Consider the following 21,171-nt stretch of genomic DNA (forward strand, 5'->3'; position numbering starts at 1 on the left):
ATCTCGGCCCGCCCCGTACGGCCGCCACCACCCGCCCCCGCGGAGGAGACCGCATGAAATCCCGCCTTCTCGCCCTCGCCGGCGCCGCCACCCTGACGGCCGCCCTCACCGCCACGGCCCCGGCCCTGGCCCAGGACGCCGCGGCCCCCGACATCCCCCTCGCCAACGTCAAGGCCCACCTGTCGCAGTTCCAGTCGATCGCCACCGCCAACGGCGGGAACCGCGCCCACGGGAGCCCCGGCTACCGGGCCTCCCTCGACTACGTGAAGGCCAAGCTGGACGCGGCCGGATACCAGACCGCCATCCAGTCGTTCAGCTACAACGGCGCCACCGGATACAACCTGATCGCCGACTGGCCCGGCGGCGACCCGAACCAGATCCTGATGGCCGGCGCCCACCTCGACGGCGTCCGCGCGGGCGCCGGGATCAACGACAACGCCTCCGGCTCCGCCGCCGTCCTGGAGACCGCCCTGGCCGTCGCCCGCAGCGGCTACCGGCCCGCCAAGCACCTGCGCTTCGGCTGGTGGGGCGCCGAAGAACTCGGCCTCATCGGCTCCAGCCGGTACGTCTCCGCCCTGCCCGCCGCGGAACGCACGAAGATCAAGGGATATCTGAACTACGACATGATCGGCTCACCGAACGCCGGCTACTTCGTCTACGACGGCGACAATTCCGACGGCGTCGGCGCCGGGCCCGGCCCGGCCGGATCCGCCGAGATCGAACGCACGATCAACGCCTACTTCACCGGGATCGGCGTCCCCACCCGGGGCACCGACTTCGACGGCCGCTCCGACTACGGGCCGTTCATCCGGGCCGGGATCCCCGCGGGCGGCACGTTCACCGGCGCCGAAGGCCGCAAGACCACCGCCCAGGCACAGCTGTGGGGCGGCCAGGCGGGCGTCGCGTTCGACCGCTGCTACCACGCGTCCTGCGACTCGACCGCCAACATCAACGACACCGCCCTGGACCGCAACGCCGACTCCATCGCCCACACCATCTGGGCCCTGGCGGGCGGCGCCTGACCCGGTTCCGCCGGGCCTCCGATCCGGCCCCGGTGCGGGGCCGGATCGGAACGTCGTACCCATTGGCGAGAATGGGGGCATGTGCCGCAGCATCAAGACCCTTCGACCGCCGTTCACCGAGGCCGTCACCGATGACGACGTCCGTGCGGCGGCGCTCCAGTACGTCCGCAAGATCTCCGGCTTCCGCGCCCCGGCCGCCCACAACGCCGAGGCGTTCGACCACGCCGTCGAGGAGATCGCCCGAACCACCGCCGAACTCCTCGCCACCCTGGAAGTCCGAGGCCGCCGCCCAGCCTGACCGAGCGAGGCTCGTCCGGCCGGGCGGTCATCAGATCACTCGGCGGCGACGAGCTCGGCGATCTGCACGGCGTTGAGCGCCGCGCCCTTGCGGAGGTTGTCGCCCGCGCAGAACAGCGCCAGGCCGTTCTCCACCGTCTCGTCGCGGCGGATGCGCCCCACGTAGGTCGGGTCCTGCCCGGCGGCCTGCAGCGGCGTGGGCACGTCCGACAGCACCACGCCCGCGGCGCCCGACAGCAGCTCCGCGGCCCGCTCCGGCCCGATCGGCCGCTCGAACCGGGCGTTGATCTGCAGGGAGTGCCCGGTGAACACCGGCACCCGCACGCACGTCCCGGACACCTTCAGCTCCGGGATCTCCAGGATCTTGCGGCTCTCGTTGCGGAGCTTCTGCTCCTCGTCGGTCTCGGCCAGCCCGTCCTCGACGATCGCCCCGGCCATCGGCAGCACGTTGAACGCGATCGGCCGCACGTACACCTGCGGGTCGGGGAACTCCACCGCCGTGCCGCCGTGGGTCAGCCGGTCGGCGCCCTCGACGACCTTGCGGGTCTGCTCGTGCAGCTCGGCCACCCCGGCCAGGCCGCTCCCGGAGACCGCCTGGTAGGTGGACACCACCAGCGCGGTCAGCCCGGCCTCGGCGTGCAGCGGCCGCAGCACCGGCATCGCGGCCATGGTGGTGCAGTTGGGGTTGGCGATGATCCCCTTGGGACGCACGCGGGCCGCGTGCGGGTTGACCTCGGAGACCACCAGCGGCACCTCCGGGTCCATCCGCCAGGCCGAGGAGTTGTCGATCACGACGGCGCCCGCGGCGGCGACCTTGGGGGCCAGCTCCTTGGAGCTGCCCTTGCCCGCGGAGAACAGCACGATGTCGAGCCCGCCGAAGTCGGCGGCGGCGGCGTCCTCGATGGTGACCTCGGTGTCCTGCCACGCCAGCTTCCGCCCGGCCGAACGGGCCGAGGCGAACAGCCGCAGCTCGTCCACCGGGAACCCGCGTTCGGCCAGGATCCTGAGCATGACGCCCCCCACCTGACCGGTGGCGCCGACGATCCCGATTCTCATGCCGCTCCCTCTGTCGCTGTCGTACCTTCGCCCGTCAACCATCCAGGTCATCGACCCGGGACAGCGAGTCTGCCCAGGGTGACGCCGGACCGTCCAGCCAAAAACCCTTCCACACAACCTTAAGCAACGCTTCACCGTCCCCCGCCGCTCCTGTGCCGTAGTACCGCGGAACGGGCCGTCCCATGCGCGGTATCGCCAGGAGAAGCCAGGGAGGCATCGGGTACGCCAGGGCACGTCGGGGCCGCGGGGACGGCCACCCGGGGTTCTCTCAGGGGTGAATCAGGGCGAATCCCGATGTCATAGCGGCGCCCAGGTGGGCAGGATCAGAGCATGAACATGGAGAAGAGCACCACCTCAAGCACCGCCCCCAAGAAGCTGCGCCGCACCCAGGACGGCCGGATGGTCGCGGGGGTCTGCTCGGGCGCCGCCCGCTACCTCGGCGTGGACCCCAACATCCTGCGGCTGGCCCTGGGCATCTTCACGATCTTCGGGGGCGCCGGCATCGCGCTGTACGCGATCGCCTGGATCCTGATCCCCGAGGAGGGCCACACGACCTCGATCGGCGAGGACCTGCTCAAGAAGGCCAACGACAACCCGACCGTGCAGGACGCCGTCCAGAAGACCAAGGACGCCGTGAGCAAGACCACCTCCAAGGAGACCAAGGACACCCGGGACCACACGCGCATCTGAGCCCGTGCACCGGCTCAGGCTCCCGGCGTCCCTGCCCGTTGACCGAGCCGGGCGGCTCCATCCCAGGACACGCCCGGCTCCCGGCCCCGCTCAGGGGGCGGGCGCGGAGCGCCAGGCACCGCGCGGCGGCCTCTCGTCGCCGTCCGTGGACGATGCGCGCCTGGCCCGGCCGCTGCCCCGGGCCTGGCGGGGCACCTCGACCTCCGGGGGCGCCTCCTCCACGCTCAGCGCAGCCTCCTCGTTCCCGCCGGCTGCCGTGGCCTCCGCCCCCTTCGTACCGCCGGCACCGTTGGCGCCGCCGCCGGTCTCGCCCTCCGGCACGGGCTCATGTCCGCCCGCCGCATCCGCACCGTTCCCGGACTCGTGCCGGCCCCTTCCGACCGCGACGATCGTCGACACGCGCTCGACACCCGCGTCGGCATCGGCCTCATCCCCCGGACCACCGGGCGGCGCCCCGGGCCCCGAATCCGTACCGGAGCCGCCGGGCCCCGAGGCCACCCCGGCTCCACCCCGCTCGTACATGGACGCGATCACCTTGCCGCGCACCTGATTCCAGGAAACGGTGAGCACCGCGGCCAGCGACAGCCCCAGCGCCCCCGCGAACGCCACCACCGTCTCCGGCCCCAGCACCTGCGCGGCGGCGCCCGCGACCAGGATCCCCAGGCCCTGGCCGGCCAGGATGCCCGACTGCGCCAGCCCGAACGCCTGGCCGCGCCCGGCCGGCGGCACCGCGGCCACGAACGCGGCGTTGGCGGCGAGCTGGTAGGCGCTCCCCACCCCCGACACCGCCCACAGCACCACCACCATCCACAGCGGCGGATGGGCCGCCGCCCCGATCAGCGGCGCGCAGGCCAGGATCGACATCCAGCCCATCGACCGGATCCGGTCGCTGGGACGCACGAAGCGGCTGAACACGAACGCGCCGACGACCATCCCGGTCGGCATCGCCGACATCAGCAGCCCCACGGTCACCGCGCCGCCGTCGAAGGTGGCCGCGTACGGCGCCGCCAGCCCCTCCGGGATCACGTAGAACGTGCACAGCCACGCGAACGACACCAGCGAGCGCAGCGTGGGGTCGCCGAAGACCAGCCGCCCGCCGTCCACGGTGCTCTTCCACAGCCCCAGCGCCTGCCGTCCCGGCCGCTTCTTGGGCGCGGGACGCCGCCGCAGCCCGGCCACCAGGATCACGGCGGAGACCGCGAACGTCACCGAGTCGAGGGCCAGGGCCTCCCGGGTGCCCACCACCGCGACCACCGCCCCGCCCGCCAGGAAGCCGAGCATCTGGGTGCCCTGGTGGGTGATGTTGGTGATCGCCGAGCCGGCCACGTACAGGTCGCCCGGCAGCACGTCCGGCAATACGGCCGCGCGGGCCGCGCTGAACGGCGCCCCCAGCAGCACGGTCAGGAACACCAGCGCGCACAGCATCCAGAACGGCATCGCCTGCAGCGCCATCAGCGCCACCAGGCCCGCCCTGAGGACGTCGCAGACGACCATCACCCGGCGGCGCGGGAACAGGTCGGCCAGGCCGGACAGCACCGGCCCCCCGACGATCGGCGGAATGTAGGTCAGCGCGTACGTGAGGGCGGTGAGCAGCGGGGAGTTGGTCCGCTCGTACACCAGCACGGCCAGCGCCACCTGGGCCAGCTGGTCGCCCACGAACGACAGCGCCTGGGCCAGCCAGAGCGCGCGGAACTCGCCCACCGCGAAGACCTCGCGGTAGGTGGCCTGCGATTCCGGTGGACGGCGATGCCGACCGGTCTGCCTCTCCGCCACACGCGCTCCCGTCGGGGTCCGCCCGTTCCCGGACGGCCTCCCTATTAACTCACGCTGCGTGGCAGTTATGTGACCTACAGTGCGCAATTCGCGGAACCCGTCGCCGCCGCGGAGGCTCAGTAGCCGAGTTCGTGCAGCCTGTGGTCGTCGATGCCGAAGTGGTGGGCGATCTCGTGTACCACTGTGATCCGCACCTCGTCGATCACATCCTGCTCCGTCTCGCAGATATGCAGGATCTCGTTGCGATAGATCGAGATGTGATCGGGCAGGACCCCGCCGTACCAGTCGCCCCGCTCTGTCAGGGGTACTCCTTGATAGAGCCCGAGCAGGCCGGGCTCTGGCGCGTCGTCCTCAACGACGATGACGACGTTGCGCATGTGCGCGGTCAGTTCGGGCGGGACGGTGTCGAGGGCTTCCCCGACGAGCTCCTCGAACGCCTCTCGCGTCATCTGGATCACGTCATCATTGTGCTTGACGAAAGGAGACACCGTGCTCGTCGCGCACCTCCGGACCGCCCTCGCCAGGGTCCGGACCGCGCTCTCCAGGATCAGGCTGCCGCGCTACCTCACCAGCCGCAGGGCACGCCGTTGGGGTGCTGCCTTCGCCGTTATATTCGCGGGCCTCGCCGGTGGACTCGTGGGACTCCTCCTGGGCGGCCGTATCGAAACCCCCGTCGGCCCAACCGACGTCTCCCTGCTCCTACGCCCGCACCTGGGCGGGGGCACGACAATCCAGATCCCCCCACTCGGAGCGCTCCACCTCGACACCCACTGGGGCCCGATCGCGCTCGAAGCCCGCATCACAGAGCTGCGTCCGGAACCGGCCCGCGAACTCATCGAGAACCAGACCGCCCTGAACGGCCTCACGGACCAGATCAGCGACCAGCTCCGGCACGGCGTGATCGTCCTGCTGCTGCGCGCGACCGTCCTGGCCCTCACCTTCTCCTTCCTCGCGGGCCTCGTCCTCTTCCGCTCGTGGCGCCGCGCCCTCGTGAGCCTGGGCTCCACCGTCGCCGCGATGATGGTCCTGACCCTCCTCACCTGGTTCACGTTCAACCCTCAGGCCGTGGCCGAGCCCCGCTACACCGGCCTCCTGGCCAACGCCCCCCAGGTGGTGGGCGACGCCCGCAGCATCGTCGAGCGCTTCTCCGCGTACCGGGCCCAGCTGGCCCGCCTGGTGGGGAACGTCTCCAAGCTGTACGCGGCGACCTCCACCCTCCCCACCTACGAGCCCGACCCGTCGACCCTCCGCGTCCTGCACGTCTCCGACATCCACCTCAACCCCGCGGCCTGGTCGGTCATCCGCTCGGTCAGCACCCAGTTCCAGGTGAACCTCATCGTGGACAGCGGCGACCTCACCGACCACGGCAGCAAGCCCGAGGACAAGTTCGCCGACGACATCGAGTCCCTGAAGGTCCCCTACGTCTTCGTGCGCGGCAACCACGACTCCATGGCCACCCAGCGCGCCGTCGGCCGCCAGAAGAACGCCGTCGTCCTGGACGACAAGCTCCAGGAGGTCGCGGGCCTGCGCGTCTACGGCGTGGGCGACCCCCGCTACACCCCCGACAAGACCACCCGCGACGACAACCTGGGCGCCGACCAGCTCCGCCTGAACGGCTCCCAGCTGGCCCAGAAACTCCGCGGCGCCGGCACCACCCCCGACCTCGTGGTCGCGCACGACCCCAACGAGGGCGAGGGCTTCTCCGGCACCACCCCGATCGTCCTGTCCGGCCACGGCCACAAGCGCTCCACCCGCCTCCTTCCCTCGGGCACCCGCCTCTTCGTCCAGGGCTCCACCGGCGGCGCCGGCCTCCGCGGCCTCGAACACGAGGAACCCACCCCGATCGAGCTGTCCGTCCTCTACTTCAGCCGCGCCACCCACCGCCTCCAAGGCTGGGACGACCTCCGCCTGGGCGGCCTGGGCCTCTCCTCCGCCCAGATAGAACGCCACCTGGAACCCAAACCCGACCGCACCATCGGCCCCCCGAACACCCCGGCCCCCACCGGTTCCCCCACCTTCCCGTCCCTCCCGCCATCCCAGTGGCCAAGCGAAACGCCCCCCGCAACCAGCCCAACCCCCACCCGTCCACCAGAAGGCGACTAAACCGTTTATGCGTCCAGCCAGGTTGTCCCCTATGCTGGACCGGTCGAGTGGCAGCATGCCCGCCACTCAAGGGCCCCCTTCGTCTAGCGGCCTAGGACGCCGCCCTTTCAAGGCGGTAGCGCCGGTTCGAATCCGGTAGGGGGTACGTCCCAAGTGGGTGCGTTTGGGCCCCTTTGCCTGCCATCCCCGGGCGTGTCCGGCGTTGACGGGACGCCGGCGCTCCGACGATGCGCAGCTCGCGCCTCAGCCGTTCCACCGTGCACCGGACGGCCTTACGCCCTCACGGTTCTCCAGCTCGGCGATCCGCCGCACGTCGCTGGTCGTGGTCCTCGGACGCTTTCCGCCATCGACCTCGGCTTGGCGGACCAGGTCCGCGACGCCTCCGGGTGCGCCCCGAGCTGGTCGGCGACACGGGCGATCGTGCCGGTCCTCTCACCTGTCTGCTCACGTAGTTGAAAGACCTTCCGAACCCGGCGCGCTCGGAAGGACGAATGCCACACCAAGACCTTGAGCTCAGCCGAGGTGGAAGGCGAGTAGTGCGTTGCCGTGTGCGGCGGCAAGGGTGGGGCCGTTGGTGCTGAGTTCCCCTTGCTTGGTGGAGACAGGGGTTGTTATGGGGTAATTCCAGATGATTTGGCCTGTCTTGGCGTCCCAGGCGTAGAGTCCCGAGCCCGTGGTGCCTGCCACGCCGACGCAGATCAGCCCGCCGGCGACGACCAGTGGGGCGGTGTCGGGCGCGGGGGTGTCGGCGGACCAGAGACGCCTGCCGGTGCGGGCATCGAGGGCGACAAGTCGTGGGCTGTCCAGGACGTAGGCGTATCTCCCGTCGACGAGGAAGTTTCGTGTCCGGCCGCCGGGTGAGGTCGGCGTGTACGTCCACCGCTGCCGGCCGGTGGACGCGTCCAGGGCGTAGATGGTCGGCCCGTTCATGTAGACCAGTCCATTGGCCACGGTCACGTTGAGCAAGAGCGCGTCCTTGCCGTCAGGGTCCCTTTCGGCGTTGGGCAGGTCCGCGCTCCAGACCTTCCGGCCGGTGTCCGCCGACAGCGCGTCGAGAGTGGTGCGAGAGGAACCGGCGAAGATCAGGTCACCGTTGCGCGGCATCGAGAGCATCGTCTCAAGCGGCCTTGACCACCGGACCGCGCCCGTCGTGATGTCGAGCGCGAGGTGCCGGCTCTCGCCTCCCTCCTTGATCGCCCCGGCAAGGAGGGTGCGGCCTTGGACGCCGTAGCAGGTGACGAACGACGCCTGCGGCCACTCGCGCATCCAGAGACGGCCGCCGGTGGCGGGGTTCAGGCCGGTGATCGTTCGATCCCCGCTGAGGACCAGCAGGCCGTTGGCCGGGGCCATGAGCTCGGGGTACCGGTATCTCGCCGGTGGGTTGTAGGTCCACTTGACCGTCTGGGACTCGTCCATGGCGACGACCGCGCCGCTGGAGCCGGACATCGTGTAGATGAGCTCCGGTCCGGCGACCATCCGGCCGGTTTCGGACCAGATCTGCCGTCCGGTGGCCAGCGAGTAGCAACGGAAGTCGTCCTCGAAGGTCTTGCGGGCGACCGAGATGATCGATCGAGGGCGGACTACGAGGCCGATGTCGTCCTCGTCTTCGATCGTGGTTCGCCACAGCAGCTTCGGCGGGGAGAGCCGGTGTCCCTTCTCGCCCTGGGGCGCGGCCAGCGCCGCGGCGGTTCCGCCGCCGATGGCGGCGAGTCCGGCGACCGCCCCGCCGATGAGCAGCCGTCGCCGGTTGCGGGCCCTGACGAGCGTTCGCAGATCCAGGACGAGGGTGTCCTCCCGCTGCCGCAGCTCCTCGCCCACGTCGCCGGGGAGCCAGCCGGGCGTGACCGGCTGGGCGGCCAGCAGCGCCGGCAGCAGTTTCGCGGGCGGACGCCGGTCGGGATCCCGGCTGAGGCAGGCGGTCACCAACTGGGCCAGGGAAGCCGGTAGGCCGTACAGGTCGGGTTCTTCGTGCAGCGTCCGATGGATGATCGAAGGGACCGCGCCCTTGCCGAACGGCGGGCGGCCGGTGGCGGCGAAGGCCAGCACGGCACCGTAGGCGAACACGTCGGAGGCCGGTGTGAGTCGCGTTCCGTGGATCTGCTCGGGGGACATGTAGCCGGGGGAGCCGATGAACTGGCCCTCCGCGGTGAGCGTGGCGGTGTCGGCCTTGCTGATGCCGAAGTCGATGACCTTGGGGCCGTCCTTGGCGAGCAGGATGTTGGCCGGTTTGAGGTCGCGGTGCAGCAGCCCCGCCTCGTGGATCGCGATCAGGGCCTCGCCCAGTCCGGCGCCGAGGGTGCGCAGCGGCGGCTCGGACATGGGTCCGTACCGTTCGATCGTCTCGTTCAGGCCGAGGCCGTTGATGTACGCGATCGCCAGCCACGGGACGGTGCCGTCGGGTTCGGCCTCGACGACCGGGCTGGTGAACGCGCCGCTGACCTTCTGGGCGGCCTCGACCTCGCCCCGGAACCTGGCGCGGAAATCGGGGTCCCCGGCGAGCTCGGGCCGCACGACCTTGATGGCCACCGCCCGTCCCGCCGGGGACGCGCCCAGGTAGACCACCCCCATGCCGCCCTCCCCCAGGCGCCGCAGCAGACGGTACCGCCCGATGCGTTCGGGGTCGCCGGGCTCCAGCGCCGCCGTCACCGTCCCACCTGGAAGCGGTAGAGCCGCTTGTGGTCGGTCGCGAAGACCGACGAACCGGACACCGCGACTTCCCAACCGCGCCGCGTGTCCGCCGGCCCCCGGTGCGCCCACAGTGCCCGGCCATCGGTCCCGGCGACGAGAACGCCCTGGGACGGGCCTGTCGGGTCGTTGAAGGCGGCCGCGACGAGGCCGCCGGTCGCCGCGATGTGTCCCCGGTCGTCGGCGAACGGTTCTGGACCGGCCAGCGTCCACCGGGGCGCGCCGGTCACCTGGTCGTAGGCCTGGAGAACCTCTCCCTTGAAGATCACGTTGGCGCCCGCGGGAATGACGGTGTCGAATCGCTTGTCGGCGTCTCGCGACCACACGGGCCTCCCGGCGGCGGTGTCGACCGCTTGGAGGGTGTCGCCGAAGTTGCCGAACACCCGCCCGCCGGCGACCGCGATGTCCAGGCTCGCCCCGTCCCGGGGGCCGCCGCTCTCAGACCACGTGCGGACCCAGCGCTTGCGGCCCGTGACGGGGTCGAGTGCGGCGAGGGAGGGCTCGGTACTGAGGTAGAGGTTGGACTGGTCGACCGCTCCCGAAGTCAACCCTTGGCCGGAGAGGTGCCACCGAATCTCGCCGCTGGTCAGGTCCAGCGCCCAGACGTCCCCGCTCGAACGCACGATGACCGTGTCGCTGACCACACCGAGGACGGGCGAGGCGGTGACGCCGCGCGGCGTGGGAAGGTTCGTGGTCCTGCCGGTCGGAGCATCGACCAACGTGATCGTCTGGTCCTTGAAGTCGCCGACCACGCCGCCGAGGACGACGAACCTCGATCCGCGGGCGAGGTCGCCCGAATACGCGGCGTTGGCCTTGTCCTTCGTCCACAGTTGCCGCCCGGAGTCGGCATCCACCCCGTACATCTCCTGTTCGCCGCCCCACAGCACGACACCGCCTGCCACCAGCACCGTCGACGTCCCGCTGACGGGCTGAGGCGGGGTGAACGTCCACGCGGGCGGGGGCGCCGCGGCGAGGGCGGTGGCGCGGGGAGCGGGCCTGGCGGGATCGGAGTTCCTGCGGGTCATCGCCCAGCCCGTCGTTCCCGCGCCGATGCCGGCGACGGCGACCGCGGCGGCCAGCCCCAGGATCCGGCGTCGCCTGACCCTGCCCGCCTCCGTGTCATCGACCCGCGGTGGCGGTGGGGGCGGCGTGACCGGCTGCGACGCCACCCAGGTCGCCTCGGCCTCCCTGGCCGCCACCTCCTGACGCAGCGCGGGTGAGTTCAACGCCCGGGGATCGGCGGGGGTCAGTGCGGCGAGCACGGACTCCAGCGCGGGGCGTTCGGCCGGCTCCTTGGCCAAGCAGGCGGCCAGCAGTTCACGCAGTGACGCGGGCACGCCGTCGAGGCACGGCTCTTCGTACATGACCTCGTAAAGCACGGTGGCCGGGTCCCGCTCGCCGAACGGCTTGGCGCCCGTGGCCGCGTAGACCAGCACGCCCGCGAGTGAGAACACGTCCGCCGCGGGCCCGGCGTCCTTGCTTTCGGCGACTTGCTCGGGAGCCATGTAGGCCAGTGTGCCGATCATGGCGCCGGTGCGGGTGAGCTGCGTGGCATCGGTGGTCTTGGCGATCCCGAAGTCGATGATCTTGGGGCCGTCCTCGGACAGCAGGATGTTGCCGGGCTTGAGATCGCGGTGCACCAGGCCGACCCCGTGGATCGCCTGCAGCGCTTCCGCCAGTCCCGCGCCCAGCGCCCGGACGGCGGACTCGGGCAGCGTTCCGACGCTCGCGAGGGCCTCGCTCAGCGTGGGCGCGGGGACGTAGCCGACGGCGAACCAGGGCTGCGGCGCGTCGGCGTCGGAGTCCAGCACCGGGGCCGTGTAAAGCCCGCTCACCTTGCTCGCGGCGGCGACCTCGCGACGAAACCGCTCCCGGAAGGCCGTATCGCCGGCGAACTCACGCCGGATGAGCTTCAGCGCGGCCAGCCGGGCGCCCGGCGACCGTGCGAGATAGACGATCCCCATCCCGCCCGCGCCGAGCCGAGCGAGAATTCGGTACGGACCGACCCGCACAGGGTCCCCCGGCTGCAGCGACCGCACGCCCACCCCCGCGTCAAATAAACATGTATATCTATACAATAATGGAGACGTCCACAACCCGGAGCAGCCCAACTCCCACCTCACTGAGTCCCCCGGTCCTGGCGGAGCCGGGGATGCGCAAGCCAACGACGGTGCGCCCGCCCCTACGCTGTTCCCTCAGACCCCGACCCGGCAGCCCCCGGCTGACGATGGGGAGCGCAGCCGCCACGGCCGTTGTTGATGGTGCAGGCGTACGTCGCAGAAGCACCATCGTCCGCGCCAGCGGTGAGGTCGCGGTCGTAGCCATCGCGGCGCTCGTCGTCAGCCCTGCACGCTCGGGGATGGTCCACGGGTCACTTCGAGAAGGCTGGTGTCACGCCGGTCGGCCCGTACGCGCGGGGATGTCCGTGGTGGCGGATCGTCCGGGGCGCATGGGATGGTGCCGCTCATGCGGGGGCCCCATACGGGCCTTGTGCCGGTGGCGGTGATCTCATGTGGGGTTGCCGGCACGATCGGGCCACCGTTGGGGACGCCACGGTCAGCCGATCGTGAAGCGGGACGGGATCGTCAGGTGGGCGCCGGGGGTGGCGGGGCGCGCCGGTTTGTGCAGGACCCCGTAGGGGGTACGACCCGGTCTGTGCGGTTTCGTCGCCATGGTCGGAAACACCGAAGCATGTCAAGCGCTCCGCAGGGCCTTGTGTGCGGTACGGCGACAGATTGGAGTCGGCCTCTGACCGGCTCCTCCACCATGCACATTTGATCGTGACCTCCGGGGAATCGTTCCGGCTCATTGGGGCCAATAGCGGAGCCGGAGTCACCTCGCCGATCCCTGACCGGCAGTGAGGATCCCCGCCTGCCCCGGCGGGCGGGGCCACCGCCACCGTGGCGGTGGCCGGAACGGCCGGCGCGAAAGGCGCCCGTTAGGACGGGCCGCGCAGCGCCAACGCCACCTCCGCCGGGATGACGGGCTCCAACCAGTCGAGGTGGACGAGCAGCCCTCGTGCCAGCGCCCAGGCGTGCGAACCGTCATCCCGAACCAGGTAGACGCCCTGGTCATCACCCATATAGCCATCGGGCGCAGCCGTCTCGATCAGACGCCGCACCCGCTGCGCGTCACCCAGACCTGGCAGAACCGCCTCCAGCAACTCGGCCTTGCGCTACTACTGCGCGAGGAGCATCACCGCTAGCCCAGCCTGCTCCAACGGCTCGACCGCGCTGGAATCCCAGTCTGACCCTGACCCCGTCAATCCGCAGTCCGCGGGCGGGGATGGAGGAACCATCAGGGCACCGAGGAGGCGAGGTCTGCGAGCATCAGGGGAATCAGTCGTTCCTCCATGACGGCGCGGCCGGTCTCGTGCATCCGGGTGGCGAGGTCGGGGTCCCACGGGCTGGGTGCGGCGGCACCGCGGAGCGGTTCGGAGTCGCCGGTGGCCAGGGCCGCCTCGTAGTCCGCGGTGGACATCCGCCACGGCTCGGCGGCGTAGCGGGCGATCGCGACGGCGGTGGTGCGCAGGCCCGTCCAGTCGAAGTCGCCGCGCCAGCGGATCGTCGTGCCCGCGTCCGCCAGGGTCCGCAGGAGCCGGCTCGCCGCCGCCGACGGCATCCCTTCGGTGCAGATCAGCGGGGCGGCGACCGGGGTGGACACGGCGGCGCGCAGGACGGAGGGGTTCTCGCAGACGTGGACCACCGTGGCGTCCGGGGTGATCGGCATGGTGACGAGCTGGTGCAGGGTGATCCGGAACGGGGTGCGGCGGGCGGCGGCCTGGGTCAGCCAGCCGGCCAGAGGCTGGTCGCCGTGCGCGGGCAGGCCGAGGACGAGGACCTGGCTGGACAGGTCGTCGACGATCACTCCGGCGGACTCCCACAGGGCGCGTTCGGCCTCGGCGCCGCGCGGCGGTGCGGTGCCCGAGCGCAGGGCGAGGGCGCGCAGGGTCATGCTCGCCAGCGGGGTGCCGGACAGGGCCTTGGTGTCACCGGTGGCGCGTTCGGCGATGACGGGAAGCGGTGTGCCCGGGGCGGGGATCAGGTCGAGCACGGCGACGGCGGCGCTGATCAGGTCGAGGTCGTCCCGGCGAATCAGCCTGGTCAGCGTCCCGTCGGTGGCCAGTCCTTTGGCCCATTCCTCGTACCAGGCGGTTCCCGCGTGCCGGCCTGCGTCGAGTCTGTCCGCCGCGGCGCTGCGGCCCGCCCGTTCGGCGGCGGCGACGCGGGCACGGGGCGTGATGGGACCGGCCAGTGCCTCAACGGCCGATTGTAGGTCCGGGGCGATGCCCGCGTCGGCGAGGGTGGCGGCGACCCGGTCGAGTGGGATCGTGACCGAGCCGCCGCTACCGGCCCGGCCCGAGCCGAGCAGGGCCCGGATCGCGCGGAGTTCGACCGGGGTGGGGTGGGACAGCACCAGCGGCCCGGTCAGCGGACGCCCCAGCTCGATCCTGCGGGCCAGCGCCGCGAGCAGCCGGGTGAGTGCCGGATCGCCGAGCGTCCGGCGCAGCCTGGGCAGATCGCCGTTCATCCTCGTCCCGCCTCAGAACAGTCCCTCGTCCGGGCTCGACTCGGGCGCCGGTGGGCGAGCCGACGTGCCGCGTTCGACGCGGACGGGCTCCTGACCGTCCCACTCCCAGGTGGTGACGTGGACGGCGTCGACGCCGTCGCGGCGCACGAGGTGGTGGGCGGCCAGACCGGGGACGGTGGTGTAGAAGCCCCACTCGCGTTCGGAGGTCATCACCACGTCCAGGTCGAAGGTGGTGAGCAGGCCGAGGCACTTGGCGCGGGCGTCGTCGTCCACCCCGGCGAACGCCTCGTCGAGCGCGACCATGCGCGGCGCGTGCGGGTGGGCGGAGCGGTAGTGCGCGGACGCGGCGGCGAAGAGCGGCAGCGACACCGTCAGCACGCGTTCACCTCCGGAGGCCGGGCCGATCGCGCTGCGCCAGCGCCCGTCCTGGTAGCGCTCGATGACGAAGCGATGCCAGGAGCGGTAGTCCAGGGCGTCGCGGAGGTGCTCCTGCCAGGTGCGGTGCTCGTCCTCGGCGCGGACCCGTTCGATCTCGCGTTGCAGGAAGTCGCCGACGGCGGAGCGGTCGGCGGGCGACCACAGGTCGGCGTTCTGCCGCAGCAGCCGGGCACGGGCTTCGGCGAGCCCGGCGGGGGCGTCCGGGCTGGGCTCCCAGCGCAGCCGCAGCCGCATGCCGGTGGAGGTGGGACGTTCCTCCAGCTCGGCGTTCATGAATCCGACCTGCGCCTCGGCCTCGCCGATGAGCTCCTGGAGATGGCTGGCGACGTCGTTGATCAGGTGTTCCTCGAGCAGATCGCGTTCCTTGGCGGTGAGCATGCGCTCGCGATAGCCGATCTCCCCATCCAGCAGTTCGGTCAGCTCGGCCGGTGTGCGTTCCCGGCCCTGGAACTGGATGGTGACCACGAACCAGTCGTCCAGCCCGGCCAGCGCGTGGTGGCCGTGCCTCGACAGCGCCTCGGAAAGGTCGGAGTAGTAGCGGGTGATCTCGTCCTGGACGCGGCGCCACGCCTCGTCACCGTCATCAACGTCGCGGAGCCGTTCCTCGGCACGGCGAGCGAGCCGGACGGCAGGGTCGGCCGCCCAGGGGTCCTCGCCGGTGCCGGGGACCTCCATGGCGCAGGAGAGTTCGAGCAGGCCGGTGGCGGTGAAGCGCTGGAACTCGGTGACGGCGGCGGCGCGGCGGTCGCCGGCCTCGGAGAGCTGGCCGGTGAGCTGCTCCTCGCGGCCCTGCGCCTTGGCGCGCAGTTCCCCGGCCCGACGGTGCTCGCCATCCAGGCGGCGGATGGTGGCGTCGAGTTCGCCGAGGCGGCGCTTGGCGTTCTGCAGCCGCTCGCGGAGCTCCTCGACGGACGCGCCGATCGACTCACGCAACGCCTCCAGGCGCCCGCGTTCCTCGGCGGCGCGGACCTCGGCATCGCGGGCCTCCGCGGCGGCCTCACCGGCCGCCGCCTCGGCCGCGGCGAGCTCCTCGGTCCAGGTGGTGAGCTCGGCAAGGCGGTCGGCGTGGCGGCGCGCGGCGGCCAGCAGCTGCGCCGTCGCCCGCCGGTAGTCCTCCAGCGCGGCACGGACGGCGGTGAGTCCGGCCACGTCGGCGGGCAGGCCGACGTCGGCGGCGGCCTGGTCGCGGTCGACGACGGCCTCGGCGTGATCACGTTCGGCCCAGCCGACGTCGTCGGCGGCACGCTCGACGCGAGTGCGGGCCTTCTCCAACTGGCCGGCGGCACCGGCGACGGTGCCGTGCGCGTCGCGGAGCGGCTGGTCGGAAGGTTCGCGACCGAGTTCGGCGGCGAGCACTGCGCGGCGTCGGTCGACGGCCTCGGCGGCCGAACGCGCCCGCGCCACGGTGTTCTCGGCGGCCTCGATCAGGCCGGTGAGCTCGGCGAGGCGGCGGCGGCGCGCCTCTTCGCGGGCGCCCGCGCCGACGTAGCGGGCGGCGTCCTTGGACCAGGCGCCGTGCAGCGGTCCGAGCCGCCAGCGGCCGCCGGTCGCCACCCAGGCGGCGGTGTCCTGCTCCTCGAAGCCGATCCCGGCCAGCACGGCCGTCACGGTCTGCGGCGACAGCGCGGCGGCGTGCTCGTCGTCGGGGTCGATCACGGCGGTCAGCGCCGCGGTCAGCGGGCGGGGGGCGGGGACTCCCGCCCGGGCCATCACGTCGTGGGTGGCGGGGTCCAGCAGCGTCCCCTCGGGGGTGATCCAGGCGTCCAGCAGCCCGGATGCCTCCAGCGCCGCCTCCAGTCCGGCCCGGTCGGCGGGGTCGAGCCCTGCGGTGAAGTCCACGACCTGCCACAGCGGGGCGCCGGGGCCGGTGCGGGTGTCGGCGCCGCGGGTGCGGGGCACGGGCGGCCGGTCCACGACGCCCGATTCCAGGCGGTCGCGTTCGGCGGTCAGCTCGCCCAGTTCGACCCGTGCCGCCTCCACGCGTGCCGCGGCCTCCGCGCGGGCGGTCGCCAGGGTTTGGTGGGCGCCGTCCGCGCCGGCCCGCAGCGCGGCCAGCAGCGGGTGCGGGCCCTCCAGGCTGTCGGCCCAGCCCGTCAGGTCCACGTCGTCGGGATCGGGAACGGTCAGCTCGGTGAGTGACCGGCCGTATTCCCGCCACTCCTCGACGTGCCGGCCCACCTGCGTGGCGAGGGCGTCGGTCGCCTCGCCGAGCGCGTCGGCGGCGGCGTCCCGGTCGGACTCGCGTTCGCCGAGGACGCGGCGGGCCTGGACCAGTTCGGCCTCGGCCCGGGACGCCTTGTCGGCCAGGCGGGTCACGTGCGCCACGGCCTCGGCACGGCCGTCGGCCAGCCGCGCGGTCTCGCGCCCGGCCGCGACCAGGGTGCTCTCGGCGGGCGGGTCGAGGGTGATCGCGGCATGCCGGTCACCGATGCCGGCGCGTCCGGCGGCGTCCGCGGCCGGCACGTGCGCGTCAACGATGTCGGCGGCGCTGCGTTCGGCCGCCTCGGCGGCCTTGTCCCGCCGTGCCAGGCGTTCCGTGCGGGCCTTTTCGGCACGTTCGGCGGCCCGCCTGGCATGCGCCGCGGCTTGCTCGGCCTGCTCGGCATAGCGCTGCGCGTCGGCGAAATTCTTCAGCCGCGGGTCGGAACCGAGTTCTTCGCGGACCGCCGTCTGCCCGGCGTGCTCGACCCGCGCCGCCTCCAGGCGGCCGGCAGCCTCCGTCTCCTCTCGTTCGGTACGGTCGATCTCCTCGCGTACCCCGGCCAGTGACCGCTGCACGGCCTCGTACGCGCTGTGCGCGGTGCGCAGCTCCCGGGCCTGACGGCGCGCCGCGACCGAGGCGTATCGCCGGTAGCGGTCGAGGAAACGGGTCACGTGGCCGCGGGTGTCGCGCAGGCCGGTGAGCTCGGCGCGTTGCTGTTCCAGGTCATGGAACGCGGTCGCGATGTCGCTCAGCACCGCCTGGTCGAGCGGCGTGAGGGCGTCCGACAGCGCCCGCGAGAGGCGCTTCTCGTCGGGTCGCTTGGACAGCTGCGGCTGGCGGAGCTGGATCAGCAGGCTGATCAGCGCGTCGTACCGTTCCTCGCCCAGGTGGAACAGATGCTCGTCCAGCATCCGCCGGTAGCGTTCGGCGCGCTGAGTCACCTGGCCGTGCAGCCCGATCGCCTCGGTGAGCCGGTCCCGGGTGAGCGCCGCGCCGCTCGGGCCGATGAGGAACAGGTCCTGCCCCATCCGCTGGGAGGTGACGAAGAACCACCGGTCGGCGATGCCGCGCCCGGCGACGGCCTTCAGCCCGGCTCCGACGGTGAGGTAGGCACGCTCACCGTCCTCGGCGACCCGGCCGAACTCCAGCCAGGTGTAGCCCAGCCGCTCGTCGTAGCGGCCGCCCAGCAACAGGTTCCATTCCATCCGCTTGTTGCGGTCACCGTCCGGCTCGACCCGGCTGGGGGTCAGGTCGCCGTCCAGCAGGAACGGCAGCGTAAGCGCCAGCACCTTGGACTTGCCGGTGCCGTTGTTGCCCCGGAACAGCACCCGGCCGTCGCGGAACCAGAATTCCTGGTGGTCGTAGTAGAAAAGGTCGACCAGTCCGGTGCGCAGCGGCTGCCACCGCGGGGTGTGCGCCACCGGAAACTCCGCCGCTACATCCGAGCCGCCGGCGCCCGGGCCGGAGCCACCGGGATGGGTGGTCGCGGTCATGACGGCTCCTTCTTTCCGATGATGGTGGGCTCCAGGTAGCCGAACCGGGCGAGCACCGGAAGCGGCGTGACCTCGTCACCGTGCCACCGCACCAGCCCGAGCGCGGCCAGCCGGTGCAGCGCGTGCGCGGTCAGGATCCGTTCGGCGCCGGGGTCGCGGACGTTCTTGCGCCAGTGCGCCTTGTGCTCGCCGATGAGTTCGGCCATCCGCCGCTCGGCCGCCGTGACCGAGACCACCCCCTGGTCCGCCCGCAGCCGTTCGGACAGGTACTCGGCCAGCAGCAGGGTCGCGTGCCCTTCGGTGCCCTCCTCCGGCATCCCGAAGTCGGTCGCCTCCCCGGTCGGGTCGATCAGGGCGATGCCCTCGGCGCGGACCTCGGCCATGAACCCGGTCGCCTCGGTGAGCCGCTTGAGCAGCGGGCCGCGCTGGCTGTCGAGATAGGTGCGCTGCTCAGCGGTCAGGTCGGCGTAATAGAGCACCGGATCGTCCAGCAGCCGCCGGGTGATGGCGTGGCGGATCGCCCGGTTGCGGCCGTCCTCCGTGTCAGGGACCAAGTCCTCGGTCACCGCGGCGAGCCGCGCGCCATGGCCGTCGGCCGTCACGAGTGACGGCCCCCGCCGAGTGGACAGCAGCACGGCCAGCACCCGGCGATCCACGTCGTAGAGGGCGTCGCCGCTGCGGTTGACGAACGCCTGCTCGTCACCGGCCACCTTCACCAGCACCCCGAGCGACAGCAGCAACTGTGCGACCGCGACCAGATCGCCGCGTTCGTCCCTGTCCTCCATGGCGAAGGCGATCCCGGCGCGGGTGATCTGCTCATCGGCGGCGAACGCCACCACCCGGTCCACCAGCCAGCCCAGCGTGACCTGCGCCTCCGCGCGTTCCAACGCGGCCAGCGCCAGGCACGCCAGCACGTAGCGGCGGCGGCTGAACGGCTGCCGCGCCCGTGCCCCGCCGTCCTTGACGTTCGCGGCACGGCTCCCGTCGCCCAGATCACCGGGGACCTTCCGGAGCCTGGCGACACCGGGATCGGTGTGCAGCGACCAGCCCGCCTCCCGCGCGAACCACTGCGCCAGATGCCCGGCGTGCTTGCGCACCAGCGCGTACCCGGCGTCGCGCGGAGTGAGCAGCGGCGTGCGCAGCAGCGCCCGGACGGCCCGGCGCCGCTCAGCGTCCCGCTGCTCCTCCAGCACATCGGACAGCGCCCCGGTCATGAGACCACCGCCCGGCCGGAGCTGATCAGATCGGCGATGGTGATCTCGTGGTCGGGACCGCGCAGCACGCCGTCCTCGGTCACCACCTCCGCCAAGCCGTCCACCGGCTCCAGCATCACCGCCAGCGCGCCGTCGGAGGTACGGGTCCGGATCACCCCATCGGGGCCGGGCGGGCCCGCGGCCAGCGCGTCGCCCAGCAACCGCAGGAACAGCCGGAACTCCTGCCGGTCCAGCTTGCCCAGATCGCTGAGCCGGGTGGGCCGTCCGGTGGCCAGGCGGCGGCGGGCCGCCTCGGTCTGCTCGCGCTCGGCCGCCACCTCCCGGGCGAGCAGCTCACGCTCGGCCGCGCGGTCACGGACCCGCCGCGGCGCACCGCGCCGGGCGTACCGGCCGCTGGCGCGCAACCGGGCCGACACCTCTACCAGTGGCGCGTCCAGCCAGCTGGTGGCCGCGGGCACCTCGGCGGGTGACGCCCCCGGCTCGGCGGTGAGGTGCCGCGAGGTGGACAGGCCGAACGCCGCCCGCCACAACCGGTGAGCGTCCTCGTCGGTGGGGACCTGGGCGAACCAGCGGGCCAACGCCCGGAAGTCGGCGGACCGGTCGCTGCGCCCGGCGCGCCGCTCCTGCAGCACGCTGATCGTGGCGAGGAGGTCCGGGATCGCCTTGCGCGCCCGGGTACGGAGCAGGTCGGCCTGGCAGGGATGGCCACGGCCACCGACGAACCAGGACCACAGACCGGACCAGCGGCTCTCCCAGAGCGCCAGCTTCTCTGCGGCGGCCACGCTCACCGACCGCGCGGACGCGTCGTCCCCGCTGGATCCGGCGGCCCCGTCCGGAACGGCCACGCCGCCCGCCGCCCCGTCGGGCACGGCATCCGCGGCCTCCCGCTCCGCGGCCAGCGCCAGCAGCGCCGCGACCCGCTGCGGCGGCAGCGCCCGCAACGTGGTGGCGATGTCATGGTGCTTCACGACCAGTTCGGACACGAACCGTTCGAGATAGGCGATAAGCCGGTCCTTGTAGGCCAGGAACGCCTCCTCGTCGACGTCCTGGAGGTCAATGGTGCGCTGGAGCCCGCTCATGAACGCGCTCGCGTTCGCCGCCAGGCTGTCCAGCCTGCTCATCAGCTCCAGCAGCAGGCTGTGGACGACGGCGGGATCCGGATGTCCGGGCAGATCGCGCAGTGCCCGCAACCGCACCCGGATGTCCTCCAACGCGACCGCTTGCAACTCCCCGCGCCGCCCGATCTCCTCCTCGTAGACCACAAGGGCACGTTCGGCCGCCTCCCCCTCACGGCTGAGCTGGTAAAGGTAACGAGCCCGGTAGAAGTCCTCGACAGTGGTGACCCTGCTGGTGTCGGGATCGGCGCGCAGATTCCCCCAGTCGGCCAGACTCTCCAACGCCTTGTCGACCGCCTCCTGCACGAGGGCCGGGCCGCCGTCCCGTCGAAGCACCTCGGCCACGTCCTCAGGCCGCAGATGCACCACGAAACGGCGCTTGTTGTCCACGAAGACCCGCATGATCCGGCGATAGGTCTCCGACAGCGGCGCGTCAAGATGCGCGAACGGCCTAGGGATCAACTGCTCCACTGACTTCCCCCGTCAAACGGCGTCGTCATTCACCCTGGGACATTCTCCCGCCGCCTTCGCACTGAACACCCGCATTCGGCG

Annotated in this window: 14 protein-coding genes and 1 tRNA gene; 5 read left to right on the forward strand and 10 right to left on the reverse strand. The window is 72.2% G+C overall.

All coding sequences use genetic code 11. The annotated features are described in order from the left end of the window. Nucleotides 1–53: 53 nt before the first annotated feature. Entirely contained in the window at nucleotides 54–1,022 is a 969-nt protein-coding gene (locus ACZ466_RS18865) for a M28 family metallopeptidase (protein WP_378283327.1), read from the forward strand. Nucleotides 1,023–1,101: 79 nt separating this feature from the next. Beyond that, nucleotides 1,102–1,320 (forward strand): DUF2277 domain-containing protein, encoded by a 219-nt coding sequence (locus ACZ466_RS18870; protein ID WP_378283326.1) that lies wholly within the window; start codon nucleotides 1,102–1,104, stop codon nucleotides 1,318–1,320. A gap of 35 nt (nucleotides 1,321–1,355) precedes the next feature. Here ACZ466_RS18870 and ACZ466_RS18875 read toward each other — a convergent pair whose 3' ends face one another. Then, a complete protein-coding gene (locus ACZ466_RS18875) occupies nucleotides 1,356–2,375 on the reverse strand; it encodes an aspartate-semialdehyde dehydrogenase (protein ID WP_378283325.1) in 1,020 nt (339 codons plus the stop codon). Between the two features lie 330 nt (nucleotides 2,376–2,705). Here ACZ466_RS18875 and ACZ466_RS18880 point away from each other — a divergent pair, with 330 nt between their 5' ends. After that, nucleotides 2,706–3,065, forward strand: coding sequence for a PspC domain-containing protein (locus ACZ466_RS18880; protein ID WP_378283324.1), 360 nt, complete (start codon nucleotides 2,706–2,708; stop codon nucleotides 3,063–3,065). A gap of 90 nt (nucleotides 3,066–3,155) precedes the next feature. Here ACZ466_RS18880 and ACZ466_RS18885 read toward each other — a convergent pair whose 3' ends face one another. Beyond that, nucleotides 3,156–4,838, reverse strand: a complete 1,683-nt coding sequence (locus ACZ466_RS18885) for an MFS transporter (protein WP_378283323.1) — start codon at nucleotides 4,836–4,838, stop codon at nucleotides 3,156–3,158. A gap of 116 nt (nucleotides 4,839–4,954) precedes the next feature. Beyond that, nucleotides 4,955–5,287: a metallopeptidase family protein gene (locus ACZ466_RS18890; protein ID WP_378283378.1), complete on the reverse strand. Its 333-nt coding sequence runs from the start codon at nucleotides 5,285–5,287 to the stop codon at nucleotides 4,955–4,957. Nucleotides 5,288–5,384: 97 nt separating this feature from the next. Between ACZ466_RS18890 and ACZ466_RS18895 the strand changes: the two genes are divergently transcribed. Both ACZ466_RS18895 and ACZ466_RS18900 read left to right on the forward strand, forming a co-directional pair. Next, complete coding sequence (locus ACZ466_RS18895; RefSeq protein ID WP_464044018.1) at nucleotides 5,385–6,941, forward strand: metallophosphoesterase family protein; 1,557 nt, start codon at nucleotides 5,385–5,387, stop codon at nucleotides 6,939–6,941. Between the two features lie 72 nt (nucleotides 6,942–7,013). Next, nucleotides 7,014–7,086: transfer RNA gene (locus tag ACZ466_RS18900), tRNA-Glu, on the forward strand. A gap of 368 nt (nucleotides 7,087–7,454) precedes the next feature. Here the strand turns inward: ACZ466_RS18900 and ACZ466_RS18905 are convergent. The 7 genes from ACZ466_RS18905 to ACZ466_RS18935 form a co-directional block, all read right to left on the reverse strand. Beyond that, nucleotides 7,455–9,587, reverse strand: a complete 2,133-nt coding sequence (locus tag ACZ466_RS18905) for a serine/threonine-protein kinase (RefSeq protein WP_378283321.1) — start codon at nucleotides 9,585–9,587, stop codon at nucleotides 7,455–7,457. Next, nucleotides 9,584–11,749: a protein kinase domain-containing protein gene (locus ACZ466_RS18910; RefSeq protein WP_464043891.1), complete on the reverse strand. Its 2,166-nt coding sequence runs from the start codon at nucleotides 11,747–11,749 to the stop codon at nucleotides 9,584–9,586. The genes ACZ466_RS18905 and ACZ466_RS18910 overlap by 4 nt, the downstream gene beginning before the upstream one ends. Nucleotides 11,750–12,564: 815 nt before the next feature. Beyond that, complete coding sequence (locus ACZ466_RS18915; protein WP_378283319.1) at nucleotides 12,565–12,708, reverse strand: hypothetical protein; 144 nt, start codon at nucleotides 12,706–12,708, stop codon at nucleotides 12,565–12,567. A gap of 215 nt (nucleotides 12,709–12,923) precedes the next feature. Further along, nucleotides 12,924–14,156, reverse strand: a complete 1,233-nt coding sequence (locus tag ACZ466_RS18920; protein ID WP_378283318.1) for a TIGR02679 family protein — start codon at nucleotides 14,154–14,156, stop codon at nucleotides 12,924–12,926. A gap of 12 nt (nucleotides 14,157–14,168) precedes the next feature. Beyond that, nucleotides 14,169–18,290: a TIGR02680 family protein gene (locus ACZ466_RS18925; protein ID WP_378283317.1), complete on the reverse strand. Its 4,122-nt coding sequence runs from the start codon at nucleotides 18,288–18,290 to the stop codon at nucleotides 14,169–14,171. Further along, nucleotides 18,287–19,504: a TIGR02678 family protein gene (locus tag ACZ466_RS18930; protein ID WP_378283316.1), complete on the reverse strand. Its 1,218-nt coding sequence runs from the start codon at nucleotides 19,502–19,504 to the stop codon at nucleotides 18,287–18,289. The genes ACZ466_RS18925 and ACZ466_RS18930 overlap by 4 nt, the downstream gene beginning before the upstream one ends. Then, on the reverse strand, nucleotides 19,501–21,090 hold the full coding sequence (locus ACZ466_RS18935; RefSeq protein WP_378283315.1) for a TIGR02677 family protein: 1,590 nt from the start codon (nucleotides 21,088–21,090) through the stop codon (nucleotides 19,501–19,503). Before ACZ466_RS18935 ends, ACZ466_RS18930 begins: the two co-directional genes overlap by 4 nt. Nucleotides 21,091–21,171 lie beyond the last annotated feature (81 nt).

This window comes from Actinomadura rugatobispora (genome assembly GCF_055379765.1).